Genomic DNA, 17,574 nt, shown 5'->3' with positions numbered 1-17,574 from the left:
ACGTGCTGTCGAAGCGGATGTACCCAATTGCGCGACCGCCATCGGCTTGAATTACCCAGTGGAGTCACTCTCCTGATCTTCTGGTGTGCGCCGAAAGCTAAGTACGCCGCGCGCGGGGACAAGTGCCGCGCGTGCTGCGGCGCCTAGCGTGGAAGCAGACAACGGGCGAGAACCCGTCCGGCCTTATTGGACTCAAAGTGGAGGACTCATGACAACGAACGACACCCTGGCAACCCCGACACTCGACACCTACGACGGGCTGCTCGCCGCCATCACTCCGTCAGCCGGCGAGACGCGCGAGGTTCTTGACCCCGCAACGGGTGCGGTCGTCGGCCTCGCCCCGGTGCACACGGTCGACGACCTCGAAGCCGCCATCACCGCAGCGACGCTGGCCCAGCCAGCCTGGGCCGCACTCGGCCACGAGGCGCGCAGCGCCGTCATGGTGCGTGCCGCCGACGCGATCGATGCCGCGTCCGAGGCCCTCGCCCAGCTGCTCTCCCGCGAGCAGGGCAAGCCGCTCAACGGACCCAACGCGCGCTTTGAAGTGGGTGGCGCCTCCGCCTGGCTGCGCACCGCGGCGGCGACCCCGCTCGACTCGGAGGTGCTCATCGACGATGGCACCACCCACGCCGCGATCACCTACCGCCCGATCGGCGTTGTCGGCGCGATCGGCCCGTGGAACTGGCCGATGATGATCTCGATCTGGCAGATCGCTCCCGCCCTGCGCATGGGCAACGCCGTCGTGGTCAAGCCCTCCGAATACACGCCGCTGAGCGTGCTCGCCCTCGTGGCCGTGCTCAACCAGGTGCTGCCAGAGGGTCTCGTCACCGTCGTCTCCGGCGGCCGTGCGATCGGCGCGGGCCTCGCCGTGCACCCCGGCATCGGCAAGGTCATGTTCACCGGCTCGACGGCCACCGGCAAGGCGATCATCAAGAGCTCCGCCGACACGGTCAAGCGCCTCACCCTGGAGCTCGGCGGCAACGACGCCGGCATTGTGCTGCCCGACGCCGACCCGGAAGCCATCGCCGAGGGACTGTTCTGGGGTGCCTTCATCAACACGGGCCAAACCTGTGCCGCGCTCAAGCGCCTCTACGTGCACGACGACATCTACGACGCGGTCTGCGATGCACTGACAGCGGTCGCCGCAAAAATGCCGATGGGCGTCGGAACCGACGAGAGCAACGTGCTCGGTCCGCTGCAGAACAAGGCGCAGTTCGACATCGTCGCCGGTCTGGTGCAGTCCGCCAAGGACTCCGGAGCGCGTGTGCTCATCGGTGGGAACCCCGACCTGGCAGCGCCCGGCTTCTTCTACCCGACCACACTGATCGCCGACATTGACGACGACAACCCACTGGTGCGGGAGGAACAGTTCGGGCCGGCGCTTCCGATCATGCGCTACACCGACCTCGAGGATGTCATCGCCCGCGCCAACAGTGTCGACGTCGGCCTCGGCGGATCGGTCTGGTCGAGCGACCTCGTCGCAGCCCGCGCGGTCGCCGCACGTCTGGATACCGGCACAGTGTGGATCAACGCGCACGGCGCGGTGCACCCGATGATTCCGTTCGGCGGGTCCAAGCAGTCCGGCTACGGGCTCGAGTTCGGCGTTGAAGGCCTCAAGGCGCTCGGTGTGCCGCAGGTCATCAACGGCTAAGCCCGGCGGTACGACGCCGCACCTCCCTGCTTCTTCACGGCGGGCGGGTGCGGCGTTTCTCGTCTCGCCCACCGGCGCCCAGCTGTGCCCGTGGGGTCAACATGGTTGCGTGCCTGGACAAACCCGTGGCGGGGTGGTGCACGCACACTGGGAGAACACTCAATGAGGAGGAAATCATGACCCAGCAATCCGACGTGATCATCGTGGGAGGCGGAACGGCCGGATCGATCATGGCCCGGCGCCTCGTCGATGCCGGCGTGACCGTGCACCTCCTGGAAGCCGGTCGCCCCGATACGAACCCCGCCATTCACGACCTGAGTCGCCTGGGCGAGTTGTGGCTCAGCCCAGACGACTGGGGGTACTTCACGACCCCGCAGAAGCACGCGTGCGATCGGCGCCTGCACTGGCCGCGTGGCCGTGTGCTCGGCGGTTCCCACTCCCTCAACGCGTCGATCTACGTGCGCGGTACGGCCCACGATTTCGACCAGTGGGAGGCCGGCGGCAACCCCGGTTGGGGCTGGAACGACGTCTTGCCGATCTACCAGCGCCTGGAAAACTATGACGGGCCGGCATCCGCTACCCGTGGTGTCGGCGGCTTGCTGGACGTCACCACCGATTATCCGAAACACCCGATTCAGGATGCCGTGCTGCGCGCCGGCGAGCAGTTCGGCCTGGCGCGCAATCCCGACTACAACGGAGGCAACCAGGAGGGCATCGCCCAGGAGCAGCTCAACTTTCGTAACGGCGAGCGTCTGAGTACCTATCGCGCTTACCTGCACGACATCGTCGGAACGCCCGGCCTGACAATCACCACGGGGGCCTGGGTACACCGCCTCATCATCGAAGGCGACCGGGCCGTCGGGGTCGAGTACGAGCAAGACGGACGGCTGCACCAACTGCGCGGCGGCGAGGTGGTCCTGGCCGGCGGCGCACTCGATTCCCCGCGCATTCTGTTGCACTCGGGCATCGGACCCGCCCGCGACCTCGAGGCGCTCGGTCTCCCCGTAGTACTCGACCTGCCCGGAGTCGGCGAAAACCTGCACGATCACTTGCTGGTGCCGGTGATCTACCGCACGACCACCCGTGACGTCGGTGCGCCTCCGGCCGGTGTCCCGATCACGCAGGTGCATTGGTTCACGACGACCAGACCCGGACTTACCGTGCCGGACACCCAGCCTCTGGCGTTCAGCGTTCCCATGGCTGACGAGTGGATGACAGACGCCCCGGCCACCGGGTTCACTCTTATGGGTGCCCTGGTCTCGCCCCAGAGCCGCGGCACCTTCAAACTCTCCAGCGCCGATCCGCACGCTGTGGCCCTGATGGACCCGAATATTCTCAGCCATCCCGATGACGTGCGCAGCCTGGTCGCATCGGTGGCCGAGGTGCGGGAAGTCGGGCGTCAGACCGCGCTCTCAGAGGAGTGGGGTGCGCAAGAGGTCTACCCCGGACCCGAGGTTCGGGACGAGGACATTGAGGCTTACGTGCGTCGCACCGCGATCACTTACCACCACCAGGTCGGTACCTGCAAGATGGGTATCGACCCGATGGCCGTGGTGAGGCCGGATCTTCGGGTGCACGGGCTGTCCGGTCTGATGGTGGCCGATGCGTCGATCATGCCGACGGTCACGACCGGCAACACCAACGCTCCGGCCATGATCATCGGGGAAAAGGCGGCGGCCTTCTTGATCGATTCGAGCCGTACGGTGCAGCACCGCTCGCAGGATGCCCGGGTCTAGACCGCATAGCGGGGGATGGCTTCAGAATCCCCCGGCGTCGACGACGCAGCAGGGGCATCCGCTCGGAACAGAACAGGACCTCGCTCGCCGGGGTCCTGTTTTGTCCTGGCCGACCTGCCCTGAGCAGCTCCCGGTGCAGGGACGAAAAGCACCGTGCCGCCCGGATCGAAACCCGGGCGGCACGGTTGGGTGTGGCAGGAGATTACTCGTGCGTGCTGATACCCAGGGGGACGCCGCGGGTCTCTTTCACGAGGGTCACCGCGACGAAGGAGATCGCGGCGAGCACCATGAGATAGATGCCGATCGAGAAGGTCTGGCCGGTCTCATCGAGCAGCAGCTGCGCGATCAGCGGGGCGAAGGCTCCACCGAGGATCGCGCCGATGGCGTAGCCGATCGAGACGCCGGAGTAGCGCACCTGGGCCGGGAACATCTCGGCGTAGAGCGCCGCCTGCGGGCCGTAGGAGAAGCCGAGCCCGCTTGCCAGGACGATGATGGCCAGTGCGAACCAGAGGATATCACCGGTGTCGATGAGCAGGAACATGGGAATGGCCCAGAGGAACAGGAACGCGTAGCCGAACTGGAAGGTGCGCACGCGACCGATCTTGTCGGACAGGATCCCGCCGGCCATCGTCGACGCCAGCCAGAAGAATGCCGCGACGGTGCTCGCGATGAGTACCGGGGTGCGCTCCATGCCGAGTCCGCCAGCTTCAGCGGGCTTGGTGGCGTAGGAGTTGAAGAACGCGATAAGCATGTAGCCGGCCGCGTTGTTGGCGATGAAGATGAGCGCGGTGAGGATGACCTGACGCGAGTGGTTCTTGAACAGTTGCTTGAGCGGTGCCGCAGATTCCTTCTTGCGGGTCTGCATCTCCTTGAAGACCGGGCTCTCGGCGACCGCGCGGCGGATGACCCAGCCGACGACGATGAGCAGCACGGAGACGAGGAACGGGATTCGCCAGCCCCAGCTGAGGAAGGTTTCCTCGCTCATCGAGGTAGTGACCAGGATCATCACGCCGGTGGCGAGGATGAGGCCGACCGGAACTCCGATCTGCGGGTAGGCACCGAAGAAGCCGCGCTTGTTGATCGGCGCGTGCTCGACCGACATGAGGGCGGCACCGCCCCATTCGCCGCCGGCTGAGAAGCCCTGCAGGATGCGCAGCACGATCAGCAGGATCGGCGCCCAGACACCGATCTGATCGAAGGTCGGCAGCAGGCCGATCAGCGCGGTCGCCGCGCCCATCATGATGAGCGTGAACACCAGCATGGCCTTGCGGCCGATCCGGTCGCCGAGGTGACCGGCGACGATGGCGCCGAGCGGGCGGAACAAGAAGCTGATACCGAGCGAGGCCCAGGCGATTAGCTGGGCCAGGGGAGCATTCTCGCCGGCCAGGGGGGCGAAGAACAGGCCGGCCAGGACGAGACCGGCGGCTTGTGCGTAGATGAAGAAGTCATACCACTCGATGGTGGTGCCCACCATGGTGCCGGCGAGCACCCGCCGTTCTTCGTTCCGTTTAGCGCTGTTCGCTTTGGTGCGCTCGGACGTTATAGCCATGGAATACTCCCTCGTATCTCACTGCGGTGCTGGGTCGGGTCTTGCTGCAAAGTGTGTGTGGATCGTGCGGAGAAAACCGGCACTGGGGCAGTATGACAGCAAAATCGAAGATTACCTACCTATTGGTCAGTATTGTGCGGGATTGTTATTTTTCGGTGTTTCAGAGTGCGAAATTGCGCCCTGCATGGGGGTGCGGACGAATGCATCCGAAGCGGGGACGCTAGTTTGGAGGGGATGTCCTCCTCGAAATTGTCCCGGGCGCACGGCCGCACCGCACTCGGGACGCTGCTGCCGCCGCCTATCTACGCATCGCGGACGGCGGGGCCGCCGACGGCTACCCCAGCTCCCCGGAGAACAGCGAAAACTACGCCCAGGCCGACGAGCCGAGCGTGGTGTCGCAACTGCGCGCCCGCCATTTTGGGTCGACCGTGTGGGAATGCAGAGCCTGTGCGTGGCGCGGTAGTTAGTTGAGCGTGGTCAACTCAGCGCGGCGACTATCGTGCGTGCGGCGGCGGTGAGCGCGGCGCCGATGTCGGTGGGGGAGTGCAGACTCGAGATATAGACGACGGCGAGGGAGGCAGGTGATTCCCCGGGCACGAGCAGAGGAACGGCAATCGAGGACAGGCCGGGAATGACCTCGTTGTGGCTCGAGGCGTAGCCGAGGGCAGCGACCTCGCCGGCCTCACTGCGGCGGGTTTCCGGGTGTCCCAGTGCGGCCCACTGCGTGGCGCTCAGGCCGGACTGGATGGCGATTCCCGGTGCGCCCATGTGCAGCGGATGCCGCGTGCCGGGCTGCTGCGCGACCGTCGCGTGGGCCTGCCGCGGCTCGATACTCACGAGGGTGAAGATCTCGCCCTGGTCGAGCACCGCGACGAACGCGGTCATGCCGAGCTCGTTGGCGATGCGGGTGAGCACGGGCCGGGCAGCGGCCTGCAGATCGCGGGACACCCCGCGCGCCAGGGCGGCCAGTCGCGCGCCGAGCCGCACCAGTCCGGCCGGGTCCCGCACGACGAGGCCGTGATCTTCGAGGGTGCGGAGGATGCGATAGGCAATCGAACGGTGCACGTCGAGGGCGGCGGCGAGTTCGATGATGCTCATCGGTTCGTCTGCTTCAGCGAGAATCTCCAGCACGCGGATGCCGCGCGACAGCGTTTGCGAGTGCGCGGCGGGTGCCGGCTGGGGGCGGCCGGAGGCCTCGGCGAATTCTGGGATCGACACCCTCCTATTCTCGCATTCGGTCGACGAGTTCCGTCGCTCAGTAACTCGGCCGCAAAACCTCGGACCCCGCCTGACCCGTTGGCCTGATGAAGGTGGCCGCGAGCGTCTCCGACGCCCGGGCGAGGATGGCCACGTCGGCACCGACGAGCACGAAGCGGGCACCGGCCGCCAGATAACGCTCGGCGGTCGCGGGCGCGAAGGCATTGACACCGACGGGCTTGCCGAGCGCGGCGACGGTGCGGATGCACTGCTCGACCGAAGCGACGACGTCGGGGTGGTCCTGCAGGCCGAGCAAGCCCATCGATGCTGCGAGGTCGGAGGGACCGATGAACAGGCCGTCCACGCCGTCGACGCTGGCGATCTCGGCGATGTTGGCCACAGCATCCGTCGTCTCGATCTGTACGAACAGTGAGATCGTCTCGTCGGCGCGGGCCAGGTAGTCGTCGATACGGTTCCACCGGGAGGCGCGGGCGAGGGCGCTGCCGACGCCGCGAACGCCGTGCGGCGGGTAGCGTACCGCGGCCACCATGTCGCGGGCCTGCTCGGCAGTATCGACCATGGGGATGAGCAGATTCTGCGCGCCGAGGTCGAGCAGCTGCTTCACGATGATCCGATCCCCGATCGGCGCGCGCACCAGCGGCACGATCGGGTAGCCGTGCACGGCCTGCAGCTGGCTGAGTGTCGACTCGAGGCCATTCGGGCTGTGTTCGGTGTCGATCAGAAGCCAGTCGAGACCGCTGCCGGCGCAGATCTCTGCCACCAGCGCGCTGCCGGAACACACCCACATGCCGATCTGCGCACGTTCGCTGTCCGCGAGAACGTCGCGGAAGGTCGGCTCTGCTGCTACTCGAATCGGCATGTGATGGCTCCCAATGGTCCGTAGTCGGCGTGCACGGTGTCGCCCTGCTCCACCCACATCGGGCGGGTGAACGAGCCGGCCAGGATGATCTCCCCGGCCTCGAGGCTGGTTCCGTGCTGGGCCAGCTTGTTCGCCAGCCAGTAGACGCCGGCAGCGGGGTGGCCCAGCACGGCCGCGGCCACCCCGGATTCCTCAATGGTCTGGTTGCGGTAGAGCAGGGCCGACACCCAGCGCAGGTCCACGTCGCCGATCTTCACCGGAGTGCCGCCCAGCACCATTCCGCCCATCGCCGCGTTGTCGGAGATGGTGTCGACGATCGTGCGGCCGGGCATCTCGATGCGCGAGCTGAGGATCTCCAGCGCCGGAACCACGTAGTCCGTCGCATCGAGCACATCGAAGAGGGTGCAGTTCGGCCCGGACAACGGCTTGCCGAGCACGAACGCGAGCTCGACCTCGATTCGTACGTTCGAGAAGCTGTCGAAACGGATGCTCGCGCCATTCTCGTAGACCTCGTCAGCGAAGATCACTCCATAATCGGGTTCGGTGATGCCGGTCGCGACCTGCATGACCTTGGACGTTAGGCCGATTTTGCGACCGACGAGCCGGCGGCCGGCCGCGATGCCGCGTTCCTTCCACAGGCTCTGCACGGCGTAGGCGTCTTCAACGGTCATGCCGGGGTAGCGGGTGCTGAGCCGGGGAACCGTCGACCGGGTTCGGCCGGCCGCGACGAGTTCGTCGGCGATCTCTTCAATGACTGACTGGTCAAGCATGCGCGCTTCTTCCTAGAGGGTCGTGCCGAGTTTGAAGCCGGCGAGCTCGTCGTCCTTGCGGGTGTACGAAAAGCCGTCGGCGCCGACGGTCACGGCCATTTCGCTGGACTCGGTGCGCTCGATGACCGGCTGCGGATTGCCGTCGAGGTCGAGCACGAGCGAGGCATCCGTGTACCAGCTGGGCACGACGGGGTTGCCCCACCAGTCGCGGCGCTGGTTGTCGTGCACATCCCAGGTGACGACGGGGTTGTCGGGGTCGCCGGTGTAGTAGTCCTGCGTGTAGATCTCGACGCGGTGACCGTCGGGGTCGCGCAGGTACAGGTAGAACGCGTTCGAGACGCCGTGGCGGCCCGGGCCGCGCTCGATCAGGTCGCTCTTGCGCAGCGCGCCGAGCTTGTCGCAGATATAGATGATGTTGTGCTTCTCGTGCGTCGAGAAGGCGATGTGGTGCATGCGTGGCCCGTTGCCGCCGGTGAGGGCGGTGTCGTGCACGGTGTCCTTGCGGCGCATCCAGGCCGCGTAGGTGACGCCGTCTTCGTCTTTGATGTCTTCGGTGACGCGAAAGCCCAAGTCTTCGAGGTATTTGCGGCCACGGCCGACGTCGGGGGTGACCTGGTTGAAGTGGTCGAGGCGCACGAGCGCGCCCGGACCCTGCAGGTCGTAACGCCAGGCGAGGCGTTCCACGTGGGTGGTCGAGTAGAAGAACTCGTACGGAAAACCGAGTGGGTCCTCAACGCGCACGCTGTCTCCGATGCCCGTGACGAAGCCTTCGGTGCGGCGTTCGGTGCGGCAGCCGAGCTCCTGGTAGTACGCCTCGGCCAGGTCGACGTCTTCGGGGCTGCGCACCCGGAAGGCCATCGCGGCGACGGCGGCGATGGGCCCCTGGCGCAGCACCAGATTGTGGTGGATGAACTCTTCGAAACTGCGCAGGTAGATTTCGGTGTCGCTCTCCTCGGTGACGACGAGGCCGAGAATATCGACGTAGAATTCGCGCGATTTGGCCAGGTCGGTTACGACGATGTCCATGTAGGCGCAGCGGAGGATGTCGGGCGGGGTAGCGGTGGGGGTGGGTATCGGATTGGTCATGGGGTTCTCCTCGTTGAGGTTGTGCTTAAACGGATGCGTGGGGCTGGTTGAATGATGGTCTCGATCGCTCGTTCCTCGCGCCTCGACCGGCGGTGACTCGTTGATCGAGGCGCGAGCTTGCGAGCGATCGAGATCGAGGCGGGCGCGCGGTTACTTGCCGCCGAAACGGGGCGTGTGCACGGGGGCGAGCGTGATGTGCACCGCCTGCGAGTCGGTGTAGAAGTCGATCGATCGGTAGCCGCCCTCGTGGCCGAGGCCGGAGGCTTTGACGCCGCCGAACGGGGTGCGCAGGTCGCGCACGTTGTGCGAGTTCAACCAGACCATCCCGGCATCGACGGACTGGGCGAAGTTGTGTGCGCGACCGAGGTCGGTGGTCCAGATGTAGGCGGCCAGTCCGTACTTCACACCGTTGGCCAGGGCGAGCGCTTCGGCATCCGTTTCGAAGGGGGTGATGGCCACGACCGGGCCGAAGATCTCTTCCTGAAAGATGCGGGCGGTCGGTGCGACGTCGGCGAAGACGGTGGGGGAGACATAGTTGCCCTCTGGCAGTCCCTCGGGGCGGCCGCCGCCGGCGAGCAGGCGACCCTCGGTCTTGCCGATCTCGACGTAGCTCATGACCTTGGCGTAGTGCTCGGGGTGCACGAGTGCGCCGACCTCGGTCTTCGGGTCGTGCGGATCGCCGACGACGATGCTCTGGGCGCGGGCCGCGTAGCGGGCGCAGAAGTCATCGTAGATCGACCGCTCCACCAGGATGCGGCTCGACGCGGTGCAACGCTCGCCGTTGAGCGAGAACACGCCGAACAGGGTCGAGTCGATGGCGGCGTCGATGTCGGCGTCGGCGAAGACCACGGCGGGTGACTTGCCGCCGAGCTCCATCGACATGCCCTTGAGGTTCGCGGCGCAGTTCCGGTAGATGGTCTGGCCGGTCGTGGTTTCGCCGGTAAAGGAGATGAGCGGCACGTCGGGGTGTTTGACCAGCGCGTCGCCGGCCTCCTCGCCGATGCCGTTGACCAGGTTGAACACGCCATCTGGCACCCCGGCCGTGCGAAAGATCTCCGCCCAGAGGCTCGCCGACAGCGGGGTGAATTCGGCCGGCTTCAGTACGACGGTGCAGCCGGAGGCGAGCGCCGGGGCGAGCTTCCAGCTTTCGAGCATGAACGGGGTGTTCCACGGGGTGATCAGCCCGGCGACACCGACCGGCTTGCGATTGACGTAGTTGATCTGCCGGCCGGGCACCTTGTAGGTGTCATCGGCCTGCGCCACGATCAGGTCGGCGAAGAACCGAAAGTTCTCGGCGGCGCGCTGCGCCTGGCCGAGCGCCTGCGTAATCGGCAGCCCGGTGTCGAAGGTCTCGAGCTCGGCGAGTCTGGCGTCCTGCGCCTCGACGGCATCGGCGATGCGGTGCAGCACCCGGGCGCGAGCGCGGGGCAGCATGCGCGGCCAGGGACCGTGGTCGAAGGCATCCTTTGCGGCGGCGACGGCCAGGTCGATGTCGGCCTGCTGGCCGGCGGCGGCGGTGGCGTAGGTCTGGTTCGACACCGGGTCGAGCACGTCGAAGGTTTCCCCGCCGACACTGTCGACGAATTCTCCACCGATGAAATGACGGATGCTGGTGGGCAGCTCAGCGGGGATGTAGTGCGTGGTCTGGACAGACGTCTGTGTCATGGTCAGGAACTCTTTCTCGTGGACGGTTCGGATACGGCGTGGGGGTGGTGCGATTTCTGAAAGGCGAGGAAGGCATCCAGTGTGCCGGTGCGGTGGGCGCGCGCGGCCAGCTCGAGCGTGAGCGCATCCGCCCCCGACTCGATCAGCTGCAGCAGGTTCTCGTGCTCCGCCACTGACTCGCGGGCGCGGCCGGGCACGAAGCTGAACGTGGAGTCGCGCAGCACCTGCATGCGGTTCCAACCGCGGTGCACCAGGTCGAGGATGTGCGGGTTCGGGCAGTTCTCGAACAGGATCGAGTGGAATTCGAGGTTGAGTTCGGTGAACCGATGCGGGTTGAGGTCTTCGAGGCAGGCGATCATCTCCTGGTTGACCGTGCGGGCGCGTTCGATGTCGGCGGCGGTGATGAATGGCGCGGACAGCGCGGTCGCGACGCCCTCGACCACGCTCAGGGTCTGCATCGTGTAGAGGTATTCGGTCTCCTCGATCATGGCGACCTGGGCGCCGACGTTGCGCTCGAAGGTGACCAGGCCCTCCGCCTCGAGTCGGCGGATCGCCTCGCGCACGGGGACGGCGCTCACCCCCAGTTCTTTACCGATCGCTCCGAGCACCAGGCGGTAGCCCGGGGTGAATGTGCTGTCGGAGATGCGCGCCTTGATCCACTGATAGGAGAGTTGCGACTTGCTCAGGCCGGTCGCGGGGCCGGTTACTTCAGCCATTCCCGGTACCTGGCCTTCCACGTTGCGTTCAGCGGGTACAGCCCGTTGACGCCCTCGCCCGCGGCGACCATCTCGGCGATGAAAGTCTCCTCGCGTTCCTGTTCGATGGCGTCGTCGACGATCTCCTCGATCAGGTGCGGTGGAATAACGAGGACGCCGTCGGCGTCTCCGACGATCACATCGCCGGGCTGCACGGCTGCGCCGCCACAGGCGATGGTGAGGTCGGTGTCCCACGGCACGTGCTTGCGGCCGAGAACGGCCGGATGCGCGTTGGCGAAGTAGGTGGGCATCTCGAGGGCGGCGACGGCGGCCACGTCGCGCACCCCGCCATCCGTCACCAGACCGGTGGCGCCGTTGACCTGGGCGCGGAGGGCGAGGATGTCGCCGACCGTGCCGGTGCCGGTCTCGCCGCGGGCTTCGATCACGAGCACATCGTCGGGGCGCAGCGAATCGAAGGCGCGTTTTTGCGCGTTGTAGCCGCCGCCGTGGGAGATGAAGAGGTCCTCGCGGTTGGGAATGAACCGCAGGGTTCGGGCCAGGCCGACCAGGCGCTTGGTCGGACGAGTGGATTGGAGCCCATCGATCGAGACGTTGTTGAGACCGCGCTTGCGCAGCTGGGAGCTGAGCGTGGCGGTACCGACGGAGTTGATCTTGGCCTTGAGGTCCTCGGTCAAAATGCTGGCCGGGCCGGTCGATGTCGGCAGTCCGGCGGCTTCAGCAGACCCCCAGGCCTCGGCTCGCTGCAGATCGTCGATCCTGGGGCCGGCGCCGAATTCGGCCATCGCGACCGTGCCCGCGACGACCGGTGTGATCAGGCGACCGGTGCTGGGCGCGCCGGGCGCGGTGGGGGCATCCACTTCGACCTCGACCAGGTCACCGGGGTGTACGACGGAGGACCCGGCGGGGGTTCCGGTGAGAATCACGTCGCCCGGTTCGAGCGTCATGAGTTGCGAGAGATCGGCGACCAGACGGCCGAACGGGAAGACCAGGTCAGCCGTGGTGTCCTCCTGCACGAGCTTGCCGTTGACCCAGGTGCGCACGCGCAAGGCATCCGGTTGAATGTCGGCGGCCTTGATCACGGCCGGACCGAGCGGGGTGAAGCCGTCGCCGCCCTTGGACTTGAGGTTCGAGCCTTTATCGGCGTAGCGCAGGTCGTAGACGCCGAAGTCGTTCGCGGCGGTGACCCCCGAGACGGCGGCCCAGCCCTCCTCGGGGCTGACCCGACGGATGCTGCGGCCGATGATCAGGGCGATCTCGCCTTCGAACGCGAGCAGTTCGGTGCCGGCCGGGCGTTCGATCGGGGTGCCCGACACGCTCACGGAGGTGCCGGGCTTCAGAAAGTAGGACGGCTGTTCCGGTACACGGCCGCGCTGAGCGATGCGCGAGGGATAGTTGAGATGCAGGGCGATCACCTTGCCGGGGGTGCCGGTGAACGGTGTGGGGTTCTGCATAGGGTGTCCTCTCGCGGCGCTGCGTGTGTATTTGAAATAATATACGATCGAGCGAAAGATACAACCCCGCGGAGCATATTCCGCCCCGGTAGTCCAGCTCGGCCTCGACAGGGATCGAACCTTCGACACCGGTCGGAGCGGGGGTTTGCGCTCGTATCTCATATGATATACGATCATGGGCGCAAGCCGTGATAGTGGTCGAGTTTGCGACCCACAATGACAAAGGAGTCACAGTAAATGTCATCCGTTTCATTAGCAGCACCGCCCGTCAAACTCTCGTCCGATCGGCGACGAGTGGCGATGGCCACAGTCATCGGTACCACGATCGAGTGGTATGACTTCTTCCTCTATGCCAGCGCTGCCGGCCTGATCTTCGCCGAGCTCTTCTTTAAGCCGGCCGGACCGCAGATCGCCATCCTGCTCTCCTTTGCCTCGGTCGGCCTCAGTTTTCTGTTCCGCCCGCTCGGGGCCTTCCTCGCCGGCCACTTCGGTGACAAGCTCGGACGCCGCGCGATGCTCGTGATCACGCTGATTCTCATGGGTGCGGCCACGATGTTGATCGGAGTGCTGCCGACCTACGAGCAGATCGGCGTTGCCGCGCCGGTCATCCTGCTATTGCTGCGTATCCTGCAGGGTATTTCTGCCGGTGGGGAATGGGGCGGCGCCGTGTTGATGGCGGTCGAACATGCGCCCGACAAAAAGCGGGGCCGGCTGGGTGCCTTCCCTCAGATCGGCGTACCGCTCGGCCTTCTGCTGGCCTCGGGAATTCTCGCCCTGATGACCGGCGTAATTTCGCCCGGTGAGGCCTTCCTCGAGTGGGGCTGGCGCGTGCCGTTCCTGCTGAGCTTCGTGCTGATAGTCGTCGGAATGATCGTGCGCCGCAGTGTCGATGAGAGCCCGGTGTTCAAAGAGATCGCCAAGCGCAAGCAGCAGACCAAGGTTCCGATCGTCGTTCTCTTTCGCAAGCACTGGCTGCTCGTCATCCTGGGCGCGCTCACGTTCGCGGGAAACAGTGCCGCGGGTTACATGACCACCGGTGGATACCTGCAAAACTACGCCACCGACCCGAACGGATTCGTCGGCATGGAACGAACCCCGGTTCTTCTGGCCGTCACCGGTTCCGCCGTGGTCTGGCTGGCGATGACCTGGATAGCGGGCGGTCTCTCCGACCGGATCGGCCGACGCAACACCTACATAATCGGCTGGATCGTGCAACTCGTCACGGTGTTCATGCTGTTCCCCCTCGTCAACACGGGCAACGTCTGGCTCTTGTTTCTCGGCCTGTCCCTGTTCACCATTGGCAACGGGTTCACTTATGGGCAGCAGGCTGCGTACTTCACCGAAATGTTCCCGGCCTCGATCCGGTACTCCGGCGTCGCGATCACCTACGCGCTCGGAGCGATCCTCGGTGGCGCGTTCGCTCCGCTGGTTGCCGCGGCACTCGTGCAGGCGACCGGAACGGCACTGTCCGTGGCGTTCTACATCGCCGGTGTGACCGTCATCGCCTTCGCGGCGACGCTGTTGCTGCGCGACCGCACCGGCATTCCGCTCGGGCCCGATCACGAGGCCGAGCAGTCCACCGGCCAGATCTACGGCATGGCGCTGTAGGAAACGCCGCGGGTGCACCGGCACACCGTGACGGTGCACCGGTGCACCCCAAGCGTGCGCCGGTCGACAAGCCCGACGCGAGGGTTGGGGCGTAGCGTGCTGGTATGGGCGCAATGGCGGGCGGGATCGAACTCTGGAGCGCGGTGTGGATGGTACTCGCTCTCGCGCTCACCGGCGCGAGCGTGCTCTGCGGGCTCGCGGCTGTCCGACGGCCCCGGCGCCCCTGGCGGGCAATCGCCGCCGCGGTCGCGGCACTCGGAATGGTCGTCTCGACGCTCGACATGGCCCTGCCGGGCGCCCTGCTCTCGCCACTGGCCTGGGCCGCGGTGCTGCTGGTGCTCATGCTCGTGGGCCTGCCCGGCCTCCGGCCCGGCACAGCGAGCCATGTCCGCCGGTCCGCAGCCCAACATGCGGCCGGACTCCTGTTCATGGCGGTCATGTGGCTCGCCATGCTGCCGGCTGTACCGGCGGGTGCAGCGTCTCGTGCAGCGGATGCCGCGGCCCCCACGACACTGCACGCGGCGCACGCGCAGGCGGCCGGGTCGCTGCTGCTGCCACTGGGCTGGGTGCTGGTCGCAGCATCCGTTCTCGTGGTCGTTCTCGTTATTCACGGTCTGGTCAACCGACCGGGACCGAAGAAACGCTGGGCGGCCGCCCAACACGCCAGCATGGGCCTCGCCATGTCGGCGATGACGGTCGGCATGGTCGTTCCGCTGATGTTCACCTGACCCGAGAAACATGCGCTGCCAGCGACCGTGTTGGTGGGCGCAGCTAGGCTATTACCGTCAGATCGACGGGCAGACACAAGCATGGGAGATGCAATGACAGTTGTTACCGACGCGCGCACGAACGAATCCGAGCTGCTCGCTCGAGTGCCGGGCCAGCTCTACATCAACGGCCAGTGGGTCGCCGCAACCGGAGGTCGCACCCTCGATGTCACCGATCCGGCCACCGGGCGGGTCATCAAGACCATCGCCGACGCGAGCGTGGCCGATGGTGCCGCCGCCCTCGACGCCGCCGACGCCGCGCAGGCCGACTGGGCTGCAACCCCAGCCCGCGTGCGTGGCGAAATCCTGCGCCGAGCCTTCGACCTGCTGCAGGAACGCAAGCAGGAATTCGCCCTGCTCATGACCATCGAAATGGGTAAGCCGCTGCCCGAGGCACTCGGCGAGGTCGCCTACGGCGGCGAATTCCTGCGCTGGTTCAGCGAGGAAGCCGTGCGCATCAGCGGCCGCTACGGCGCCAACCCCGAGGGCACCGGTCGCATGATCGTCACCCAGCACCCGGTCGGCCCCTGCTTCCTGATCACTCCGTGGAACTTTCCCCTCGCCATGGCGACCCGAAAGATCGCCCCGGCGCTCGCTGCCGGCTGCACCGTCGTCGTCAAACCGGCCGCGCTCACCCCGCTGACCACCCTGCACTTCGTGGCCCTGCTCGAAGAGGCCGGCCTGCCCGCCGGCGTCGTCAACGTCATCACGACATCACAGTCGGGCGCGGTCTCCGAGCCGATCATCGCCGACCCGCGGCTGCGCAAGCTCAGCTTCACCGGCTCGACCGCGGTCGGCAAGTCGCTCATCAAGCTCTCCGCCGAGAACGTGCTGCGCACCTCGATGGAGCTCGGCGGCAACGCCCCCTTCGTCGTCTTCGCCGACGCCGACCTCGACAAAGCCGTCGAGGGTGCCCTCATCGCCAAGTTCCGCAACATCGGCCAGGCCTGCACCGCGGCCAACCGCTTCATCGTGCACGAGTCCGTCGCCGTGGAGTTTGCCCGTCGGGTCACCGAAAAGGTCGAGGCGTTCCAGATCGGGCGTGGCACAGAGGCCGGCATCACCATCGGCCCGCTGATCGACGGCAAAGCCGTCGCCAAAGCCGATTCCCTCGTGCAAGACGCGATCAACCGCGGCGCGACCCTGCTCACCGGCGGCGCTGCGATCGAGCGCGAGGGCACCTTCTACGCGCCGACCGTGCTCACCGGCGTCTTGCCGGGCAGCGACATTCTGCGCGACGAAATCTTCGGTCCGGTGCTCGCGATCAGCACGTTCACCGACGAAGCGGATGCCGTGCGCCTCGCCAACGACACCGAGTTCGGCCTGATCAGCTACGTGTTCACGACCGACCTCGCTCGCGGCCAGCGCATGATCGACAAACTGCAGACCGGCATGATGGGACTGAACACCGGCGTGGTCTCCAACGCGGCCGCGCCGTTTGGTGGCGTCAAGCAGTCCGGTCTGGGCCGCGAGGGCGGGCTCGAGGGCATTCAGGAGTACCTCTCCACGAAGTACACGCTCACTCCGGTTTCGTAGCCACCATGTTGTAACGGTCTGTGCAGAGGGGCGCGGACAGGTAGGCGGCGCGGCCAGGGAGGTGATCGCGCCGGCAAGGGCCGGGGCGGGTGCGGGCCGCTTGGCTAGACTTTGCGGATGCCCCTGATCGCGATCGACGACCTGAGCGACCCGCGACTGGTCGACTACGCCCACCTCACCGACGTGGCACTCAAGAAGGCCCGCGGCACCGAACACGGGCTGTACATCGCCGAATCGGCCCTCGTGCTCGGGCGGGCCCTGCGCGCAGGTCACATTCCGCGGTCGGTGCTCGCGCTCGGCAACACGGCCGACGAGGCGCTCGCGGTGCTCGGCGACTTCGCGGCCGACGTCCCGGTGTTCGTCGGCCCCGGAGAAATGCTGGCCGACCTCACCGGCTACATTCTGCACCGCGGCCTGATCGCCGCGATGAACCGGCCGGAGTTGCCGGACGCCGACGCCCTGCTGGCCGGTGCCCGCCGCATCGTCATCCTCGAGAACGTGTCGGATCCGACCAACGTCGGCGCCATCTTTCGTTCGGCCGGCGCCATCGGAGCGGATGCAATCCTGGTCACGCCCCGCTGCTCCGACCCGTTCTACCGGCGGGCCATCCGCGTGTCGATGGGTACCGTGTTGCAGGTGCCGTGGACTCGGGTCGGCGGCTGGACCGAGACCCGCGCCCTGCTCAGCCGGCATGGATTCCACGTGGCCGCCCTTGCCCTGCGCGACGGAGCGGTCAGCCTGCGCGACTTCGACGGCAGCCGGCATGAGCGCCTGGCGCTGCTGCTCGGCGCCGAGGGCGAGGGGCTCACGCCCGAGGCGCTCGCCGCAGCGGACAGCGTGGTGCAGATTCCGATGATGCACGGCATCGACTCGCTCAACGTCGCCGCGGCGAGTGCCGTCGCGATGTGGGCGCTGTCCGGGTAACTCGCACGCATCCGCTGATCAGGGCTGGGGACGTGCCT

General features: G+C 66.7%; 14 protein-coding genes. 6 read left to right on the top strand and 8 right to left on the bottom strand.

What is annotated here, in order from left to right; genetic code table 11:
* Positions 1–208: 208 nt before the first annotated feature.
* Together E3O06_RS08770 and E3O06_RS08765 are read left to right on the top strand one after the other, a co-directional pair.
* Complete coding sequence (locus E3O06_RS08770; RefSeq protein WP_134502824.1) at positions 209–1,651, top strand: aldehyde dehydrogenase family protein; 1,443 nt, start codon at positions 209–211, stop codon at positions 1,649–1,651.
* Between the two features lie 176 nt (positions 1,652–1,827).
* A complete protein-coding gene (locus E3O06_RS08765; RefSeq protein WP_134502822.1) occupies positions 1,828–3,387 on the top strand; it encodes a GMC family oxidoreductase in 1,560 nt (519 codons plus the stop codon).
* Between the two features lie 202 nt (positions 3,388–3,589).
* Here E3O06_RS08765 and E3O06_RS08760 read toward each other — a convergent pair whose 3' ends face one another.
* From E3O06_RS08760 to E3O06_RS08725, 8 genes are all read right to left on the bottom strand, one after another.
* Positions 3,590–4,936: an MFS transporter gene (locus tag E3O06_RS08760; RefSeq protein ID WP_134502820.1), complete on the bottom strand. Its 1,347-nt coding sequence runs from the start codon at positions 4,934–4,936 to the stop codon at positions 3,590–3,592.
* Positions 4,937–5,413: 477 nt separating this feature from the next.
* Positions 5,414–6,154, bottom strand: coding sequence for an IclR family transcriptional regulator (locus tag E3O06_RS08755; protein WP_241980002.1), 741 nt, complete (start codon positions 6,152–6,154; stop codon positions 5,414–5,416).
* Between the two features lie 37 nt (positions 6,155–6,191).
* Entirely contained in the window at positions 6,192–7,013 is an 822-nt protein-coding gene (locus E3O06_RS08750) for an aldolase/citrate lyase family protein (protein WP_134502818.1), read from the bottom strand.
* Entirely contained in the window at positions 6,998–7,783 is a 786-nt protein-coding gene (gene hpaH, locus E3O06_RS08745; RefSeq protein WP_134502816.1) for a 2-oxo-hept-4-ene-1,7-dioate hydratase, read from the bottom strand. The genes E3O06_RS08750 and hpaH overlap by 16 nt, the downstream gene beginning before the upstream one ends.
* Positions 7,784–7,795: 12 nt before the next feature.
* Positions 7,796–8,869, bottom strand: a complete 1,074-nt coding sequence (gene hpaD / locus E3O06_RS08740; protein WP_134502814.1) for a 3,4-dihydroxyphenylacetate 2,3-dioxygenase — start codon at positions 8,867–8,869, stop codon at positions 7,796–7,798.
* Between the two features lie 150 nt (positions 8,870–9,019).
* Positions 9,020–10,534: a 5-carboxymethyl-2-hydroxymuconate semialdehyde dehydrogenase gene (gene hpaE, locus E3O06_RS08735; protein ID WP_134502812.1), complete on the bottom strand. Its 1,515-nt coding sequence runs from the start codon at positions 10,532–10,534 to the stop codon at positions 9,020–9,022.
* 2 nt (positions 10,535–10,536) lie between these two features.
* Positions 10,537–11,250: a GntR family transcriptional regulator gene (locus tag E3O06_RS08730; protein ID WP_134502810.1), complete on the bottom strand. Its 714-nt coding sequence runs from the start codon at positions 11,248–11,250 to the stop codon at positions 10,537–10,539.
* Positions 11,238–12,701, bottom strand: a complete 1,464-nt coding sequence (locus tag E3O06_RS08725) for a fumarylacetoacetate hydrolase family protein (protein WP_134502808.1) — start codon at positions 12,699–12,701, stop codon at positions 11,238–11,240. Before E3O06_RS08725 ends, E3O06_RS08730 begins: the two co-directional genes overlap by 13 nt.
* Positions 12,702–12,938: 237 nt before the next feature.
* Here E3O06_RS08725 and E3O06_RS08720 point away from each other — a divergent pair, with 237 nt between their 5' ends.
* The 4 genes from E3O06_RS08720 to E3O06_RS08705 all read left to right on the top strand — a co-directional run bounded on the left by E3O06_RS08720 (position 12,939) and on the right by E3O06_RS08705 (position 17,536).
* Positions 12,939–14,309 carry an MFS transporter gene (locus E3O06_RS08720; protein WP_134502806.1) on the top strand — a complete coding sequence of 457 codons (1,371 nt, stop codon included), beginning with the start codon at positions 12,939–12,941 and terminating at the stop codon, positions 14,307–14,309.
* Positions 14,310–14,413: 104 nt separating this feature from the next.
* Positions 14,414–15,037, top strand: coding sequence for a hypothetical protein (locus E3O06_RS08715; protein ID WP_134502805.1), 624 nt, complete (start codon positions 14,414–14,416; stop codon positions 15,035–15,037).
* A gap of 93 nt (positions 15,038–15,130) precedes the next feature.
* On the top strand, positions 15,131–16,612 hold the full coding sequence (locus E3O06_RS08710; RefSeq protein ID WP_134502803.1) for an NAD-dependent succinate-semialdehyde dehydrogenase: 1,482 nt from the start codon (positions 15,131–15,133) through the stop codon (positions 16,610–16,612).
* Between the two features lie 117 nt (positions 16,613–16,729).
* On the top strand, positions 16,730–17,536 hold the full coding sequence (locus E3O06_RS08705; protein ID WP_134502801.1) for a TrmH family RNA methyltransferase: 807 nt from the start codon (positions 16,730–16,732) through the stop codon (positions 17,534–17,536).
* Positions 17,537–17,574 lie beyond the last annotated feature (38 nt).

The organism is Cryobacterium glaciale (assembly GCF_004402535.1).
Taxonomy (GTDB): domain Bacteria; phylum Actinomycetota; class Actinomycetes; order Actinomycetales; family Microbacteriaceae; genus Cryobacterium; species Cryobacterium glaciale.
Note: the sequence above shows the minus strand (reverse complement) of the source record. Positions and strands in the feature narration are given on the sequence as shown.

Excerpts from the sequence above, each read along its gene's own strand:
- E3O06_RS08770 (WP_134502824.1), top strand. The coding sequence starts at position 209 with ATGACAACGAACGACACCCTGGCAACCCCGACACTCGACACCTACGAC.
- E3O06_RS08765 (WP_134502822.1), top strand. The coding sequence starts at position 1,828 with ATGACCCAGCAATCCGACGTGATCATCGTGGGAGGCGGAACGGCCGGA.
- E3O06_RS08760 (WP_134502820.1), bottom strand. The coding sequence starts at position 4,936 with ATGGCTATAACGTCCGAGCGCACCAAAGCGAACAGCGCTAAACGGAAC.
- E3O06_RS08750 (WP_134502818.1), bottom strand. The coding sequence starts at position 7,013 with ATGCCGATTCGAGTAGCAGCAGAGCCGACCTTCCGCGACGTTCTCGCG.
- hpaH (WP_134502816.1), bottom strand. The coding sequence starts at position 7,783 with ATGCTTGACCAGTCAGTCATTGAAGAGATCGCCGACGAACTCGTCGCG.
- hpaD (WP_134502814.1), bottom strand. The coding sequence starts at position 8,869 with ATGACCAATCCGATACCCACCCCCACCGCTACCCCGCCCGACATCCTC.
- hpaE (WP_134502812.1), bottom strand. The coding sequence starts at position 10,534 with ATGACACAGACGTCTGTCCAGACCACGCACTACATCCCCGCTGAGCTG.
- E3O06_RS08730 (WP_134502810.1), bottom strand. The coding sequence starts at position 11,250 with ATGGCTGAAGTAACCGGCCCCGCGACCGGCCTGAGCAAGTCGCAACTC.
- E3O06_RS08725 (WP_134502808.1), bottom strand. The coding sequence starts at position 12,701 with ATGCAGAACCCCACACCGTTCACCGGCACCCCCGGCAAGGTGATCGCC.
- E3O06_RS08720 (WP_134502806.1), top strand. The coding sequence starts at position 12,939 with ATGTCATCCGTTTCATTAGCAGCACCGCCCGTCAAACTCTCGTCCGAT.
- E3O06_RS08715 (WP_134502805.1), top strand. The coding sequence starts at position 14,414 with ATGGGCGCAATGGCGGGCGGGATCGAACTCTGGAGCGCGGTGTGGATG.
- E3O06_RS08710 (WP_134502803.1), top strand. The coding sequence starts at position 15,131 with ATGACAGTTGTTACCGACGCGCGCACGAACGAATCCGAGCTGCTCGCT.
- E3O06_RS08705 (WP_134502801.1), top strand. The coding sequence starts at position 16,730 with ATGCCCCTGATCGCGATCGACGACCTGAGCGACCCGCGACTGGTCGAC.